This window comes from Azospirillum sp. B506, assembly GCF_000333595.1.
Classification (GTDB): domain Bacteria; phylum Pseudomonadota; class Alphaproteobacteria; order Azospirillales; family Azospirillaceae; genus Azospirillum.
In genome coordinates, this window is the sequence record NZ_BADK01000955.1 from 1 (window position 1) to 5,156 (window position 5,156).

6 protein-coding genes are annotated in these 5,156 nt (G+C 58.9%); 3 read left to right on the plus strand and 3 right to left on the minus strand.

Annotated elements, in window-relative coordinates:
• The 3 genes from I71_RS36950 to I71_RS29660 all read right to left on the minus strand — a co-directional run.
• Positions 1-980: AAA family ATPase (locus I71_RS36950; RefSeq protein WP_244434139.1), on the minus strand; the 980-nt coding region annotated here is incomplete at its 3' end.
• Positions 946-1,239 (minus strand): AAA family ATPase, encoded by a 294-nt coding sequence (locus I71_RS41155; RefSeq protein WP_148294396.1) that lies wholly within the window; start codon positions 1,237-1,239, stop codon positions 946-948. The genes I71_RS41155 and I71_RS36950, both read right to left, overlap by 35 nt.
• A gap of 218 nt (positions 1,240-1,457) precedes the next feature.
• A complete protein-coding gene (locus I71_RS29660; protein WP_042702857.1) occupies positions 1,458-2,648 on the minus strand; it encodes a VWA domain-containing protein in 1,191 nt (396 codons plus the stop codon).
• 86 nt (positions 2,649-2,734) lie between these two features.
• Here I71_RS29660 and I71_RS29665 point away from each other — a divergent pair, with 86 nt between their 5' ends.
• The 3 genes from I71_RS29665 to I71_RS29675 all read left to right on the plus strand — a co-directional run.
• Positions 2,735-3,328, plus strand: a complete 594-nt coding sequence (locus I71_RS29665; protein WP_042702859.1) for an HD domain-containing protein — start codon at positions 2,735-2,737, stop codon at positions 3,326-3,328.
• A 63-nt stretch (positions 3,329-3,391) separates the two neighbouring features.
• Positions 3,392-4,312, plus strand: a complete 921-nt coding sequence (locus I71_RS29670; RefSeq protein WP_042702861.1) for a pyridoxal-phosphate dependent enzyme — start codon at positions 3,392-3,394, stop codon at positions 4,310-4,312.
• Positions 4,313-4,452: 140 nt separating this feature from the next.
• On the plus strand, positions 4,453-5,156 hold a 704-nt coding region (locus I71_RS29675), incomplete at its 3' end, for a 4Fe-4S binding protein (RefSeq protein ID WP_042702863.1).

Consider the following 5,156-nt stretch of genomic DNA (forward strand, 5'->3'; position numbering starts at 1 on the left):
TTTTCATAGCCAAATTCTTTCATTATTTCATCTCTTCGAGGATGAGAATGCATATGCATAAGATTGTTAATCTCCTGAAGAAACAGATCCCCATGCGTGGTAATTACGACATTTACGCCAATATTAATCAGCCTAGCCAAGCAGCGCGCAATTGTTCTTTGCGCCTCTATATGTAAGTGAGCCTCCGGCTCTTCAAAAAAGATACCTTCTCCAAACCAGCCAGATTTTAGATACATAGCAAAAGGTGCTATCTCCGTTACCAGAGAAGAAGTTACGTGCATAGGTAGAACAATCTCAGTTCCATCCACTGAAAACATAAATTTATTCTTGACAGAATCATCTTTCATCACAGTGCCATGCATTATATGCTTTTCTATATATTCACCAATTTCGTAAGTTCTTGTTTTTTTATTTTCTCTCATTCTAGAAACTGTCTGAAGAAACCTGATGGTAGGTAATGGGAAGTTAGCTTGCGCATCTACATCTTGCTGCCTCCCCATTGTCTCAAATAGACTGCTAACCAGCGCATCATAGGATAACATAAGCCCCGTACGAGCAGCGGGAATATACGCAAAGTCACGAGGCGCCCCTGACCCAATCAGAGCGCAGCAAATAGATCTAACAATTTCCCACTCTGTTTTTTTGCTTAACTTCTTATTTAGGTCACCAAACATATAGAAGCAAAGTCTATCTTTATAGACAGCCTTCATCATCTCCATTGAAGGAGAAATAGAGATGGAACGGAAGTTATCTTCTCCCATTCTATTAATTTTCTTATCAAGAGTTTCTACGATTTCATCTCTGTTGATGAAATCTTCAAAAGAAATTTCCACACCCTTGATATTGCCTGCTGAGATATTAGAAAGAAAAAGCCTTCCAGTGACATGCATATCACAAGAAAAAATATGGTCGATTATATCTTTTGTATTGTCGCTCAAATAAGAATTATAAAGTTCGTAAACATCTCCACGCAGCATCATCAAAAACACGCACTTCATCTTTAGGCAACCTCGCTGCCTTCCTGATCCACGCTATACAAGCCCGATATTGCTTATTAACCGGAGACTGCCCCCTGAAAATAGCGATTTCTGGATTAGCCAAGGCCCATAACAAAGAACTGAGATAGCTTTTCCCAGAATTATTTTTTCCCACTATTATAGTTAAGGGCGCCAACTGAATCTCAGCTTCGCTCAACTTTCCCAATTCTTCAATATGCAGCGTCCAGGAGAAATCAGTCATTTTTATCACACATGCTTCGACCCTCCCGTAATAGCTATATTGGAAAAAAAGTCAACAAATTGTTTATGGAAGCACATCCCGCATAAAACAAAATATTGTTGCATACTTAGAATAGTAAAATGGACACGTTCCAAAAAAACACCAAATATAAGTTCGATATATAGAGATAACAATTTCATCATTATTTATATTGCTATGCCTTTGGTAGTTTTCCGCTCTCACCTCCCCAACTCCCGCATAGCCCCGTCCAGCCCCTCCAGCGTCAGTGGGAACATCCGCCCGCCCATCAGGCGCTGGAGCAGGCGGGTGCTTTCCGAATAGTCCCAATATTGCGGCGCGGTCGGATTCAGCCACACCGCCTTGGCGTAGACCGACAGCAGGCGCTGCATCCACACCTGCCCGGCTTCCTCGTTCCAATGCTCGACGCTGCCGCCGGGATAGACGATCTCGTAGGGGCTCATGGCGGCGTCGCCGACGAAGACCAGCTTGTAGTCGGCGGGATAGGTGTGCAGCACGTCCCAGGTGGACAGCCGCTCGGTGTGGCGGCGGGCGTTGTCGCGCCAGACGCCCTCATAGACGCAGTTGTGGAAGTAGAAATGCTCCAGGTGCTTGAACTCGCTGCGCGCGGCGGAGAACAGCTCCTCGACGAGGCGGATGTGGTCGTCCATCGAGCCGCCGATGTCGAGGAACAGCAGCACCTTGATCGTGTTGTGCCGCTCCGGGACCATCTTCAGGTCGAGCCAGCCGGCGTTGTTGGCGGTGGCGCGGATGGTGCCGGGAAGGTCGAGTTCGCTGGCCGCCCCGCTGCGGGCGAACTTGCGCAGGCGGCGCAGCGCCACCTTGATGTTGCGGGTGCCGATCTCCACCCGGTCGTCGAGGTTTTTGAACTCGCGGCGGTCCCACACCTTGACGGCGCGGCGGTGGCGACTCTCCTGCTGGCCGATGCGCACCCCCTCCGGGTTGTAGCCGTAGGCGCCGAACGGTGACGTGCCGGCGGTGCCGATCCATTTCGAGCCGCCCTGGTGCCGGCCCTTCTGCTCGGCCAGACGCTGGGCCAGAGTCTCCATCAGCGTGTCCCAGCCGCCGAGCGCCTGGACCTGCGCCTTCTCCTCGTCGGTCAGGAAACGGTCTGCCAGCTTGCGCAGCCACTCCTCCGGCAGGTCGGTGACGGGAACCTCGTCGGCTGCGGCGGCCTCATCGGTCAGGCCCTTGAAGCTGGCGCCGAAGACGCGGTCGAAGCGGTCGAGGTTGCGTTCGTCCTTAACCAAGCATGCACGACTGAGATAATAGAAATCCTCGACGCGGAAGGACGCGGTGCCCTGCTTCATGGCCTCCATGAGCGTCAGGTACTCCGTCAGCGAGACGGGGACGCCGGCCTTGCGCAGATCGAAGAAGAATGACGTGAACATGGGCGCGGTCCTTCGCATCGGGATTCCGTAAGGGCGGAGCTTCCCTGGGGCGGAGAATAATGCAACGCCCCAGCCGAGAGAACAGCATGAGCCTGCCCAATTCCTCCCTGCCGAACGCATCCCCTACAGGCGCTCCCCTCCTCGATTTCGCCCGCGCGCTGGATTTCGCCGCGCACAAGCACATCGACCAGCGCCGCAAGGGCGTGCGCGCCGAACCCTATGTCAACCACCTGTCGGAGGTGGCCCTGCTGGTGGCGGAGGCGACGGCGGGCAAGGACCCGGTGGTGGTGATCGCGGCCCTGCTGCACGACACGCTGGAGGACACCGACGCCAGCTATGAGGAGATCGAGCAGCTGTTCGGCACCGAGGTGGTGCAGGTCGTCGCCGAGACCACCGACGACAAGCGCATGTCGAAGGCCGAGCGCAAGCAGCACCAGATCGACGCCGCCCCCCATGCCTCGACCCGGGCCAGGCTGGTGAAGCTGGCCGACAAGGTGTCCAACCTGCGCTCCATGGCGCACAGCCCGCCCGCCGACTGGCCGCTGTCGCGCAAGGTCGAATATTTCGAATGGGCCTATGCGGTGGTCGCCGGCCTGCGCGGGGTCGATGCCCGGCTGGAGGCGCTGTTCGACCGCGCCTATCACGACGGGCTGGCGGAGCTGCGCGGGCAGGCGGTATAGACAGCCGGACATATCGACGCGCAGGGCGGCTTTACCCCGCCGGTCCCAGGAGAAGAGCAGGTCATGACGATCCACCGGCAGACGCCTCTCGCCGAATCGCTGAGCCTTTCCAGACAGTTCGGAAAGGACATCCATCTGAAGATGGAAGCCGCCCAGCCGACCGGATCGTTCAAGGCGCGTGGTGTCGGACACGCCTGCACCGAACACAGGAACCGCGGGGCGCGGCGCTTCGTGTCCTCCTCGGGCGGCAATGCCGGTCTGGCCGTCGCCTATGCGGGACGCAGGCTTGGCGTGCCGGTGGTCGTGGTCGTGCCGAACACCACCTCGGAACGCGCCAAGGCGATGATCGGCCTGGAGCAGGCCGAGGTCGTCGTCCATGGCTCCTCCTGGGCGGAGGCGAACGAGCGGGCGCTGTCGATGCTCTCGCCGACCGATGCCTTCATCCATCCCTTCGACGATCCCCTGCTGTGGACCGGCCACGCCACCCTGGTCGACGAGCTGGCCGAGCAGGGCGGGAAGCCGGATGCCGTCATCCTCTCCGTCGGCGGCGGCGGGCTGCTCTGCGGTGTCGCCGAAGGTCTGGAGCGCAATGGCTGGGGGGACGTTCCGATCGTCGCGGTGGAAACCCGCGGCGCCGAGTCCTTCGCACGCGCGGTCGCGGCCGATCATCCCGTGACGCTTGCCGGCATCGACAGCATCGCGACCTCGCTCGGGGCCAAGACAGTCTGCGACCGCGCGCTGGAGGTGGCACGCTCACACCGGATCGAATCCGTCGTCGTCTCCGACGCCGAAGCGGTCGAAGCCTGCCTGCGGTTGATGGATGATCATCGGGTGGTGGTTGAGCCGGCCTGTGGCGCTTCGCTGGCCGCACTGGGCAGGTCACGCATCGTCTCGGAAAGCAGCGGACGGATCGTCGTCATCGTGTGCGGCGGCGTCGGTGCCAGCGCCGAGGACCTGTTCCGCTGGCGGGCCGGCTTCGCCTGATGGCAACCGGCTTTCGGCGACCCGCTTGCAGCAATCTGCTTTCGGATTGACATCGCGCAATGCGGCTTCATGACGGAAGTCTTATGGAGAAGGGACGATGCTGACGCCACCCGTGCCGCTGACGGCCGAGGAAAGATGCCATGTCCCTTCGCCAAGAAGACACCCCCCTCACCCGCCGCCCTGCCGCGGCCGCCAAGGCTGCCCCTCCGTCGCCGGGCGACCAGCATGAGGAGCCGGGACGCCACTGGTTCATCAACCGGCCCAAGGTCTATGCCGCCGATGTGAAGGGCCGCTTCCGCCAGATCAAATGGGCGGCGCTGATCGTCCTGCTGGCGATCTACTACATCACGCCGTGGATCCGCTGGGAACGCGGGCCGGGCATCCCGGATCAGGCGGTGCTGATCGACATGGTCGGGCGCCGCGCCTATTTCCTGTGGATCGAGATCTGGCCGCAGGAGGTCTATTACCTGACCGGCCTCCTGATCCTCGGCGCCTTCGGCATCTTCTTCGCCACCACGCTGGCCGGGCGCATCTGGTGCGGCTATGCCTGCCCGCAGACGGTGTGGACCGACCTGTTCATGTGGGTGGAACGCAAGATCGAAGGGCCCCGCACCACCCGCATCCGGCTGGACAAGGCGCCGATGACCGGGGCGAAGCTGGCGCGCAAGACCGCCAAGCATGCGGCATGGGTCGCCATATCGCTGCTGACCGGCGGCGCCTGGGTGTTCTATTTCAACGACGCGCCGACGCTGATGAACGAGCTGCTGCACGGCGAGATCACCAGCGGGGTGGCGACCTTCATCGCGCTGTTCAGCTTTACGACCTATTCTTCGCCGGCGGGCGC

Coding starts and splice junctions, on each gene's coding strand:
- I71_RS41155 (WP_148294396.1), bottom strand. CDS start 1,239: ATGACTGATTTCTCCTGGACGCTGCATATTGAAGAATTGGGAAAGTTG.
- I71_RS29670 (WP_042702861.1), top strand. CDS start 3,392: ATGACGATCCACCGGCAGACGCCTCTCGCCGAATCGCTGAGCCTTTCC.
- I71_RS29665 (WP_042702859.1), top strand. CDS start 2,735: ATGAGCCTGCCCAATTCCTCCCTGCCGAACGCATCCCCTACAGGCGCT.
- I71_RS29660 (WP_042702857.1), bottom strand. CDS start 2,648: ATGTTCACGTCATTCTTCTTCGATCTGCGCAAGGCCGGCGTCCCCGTC.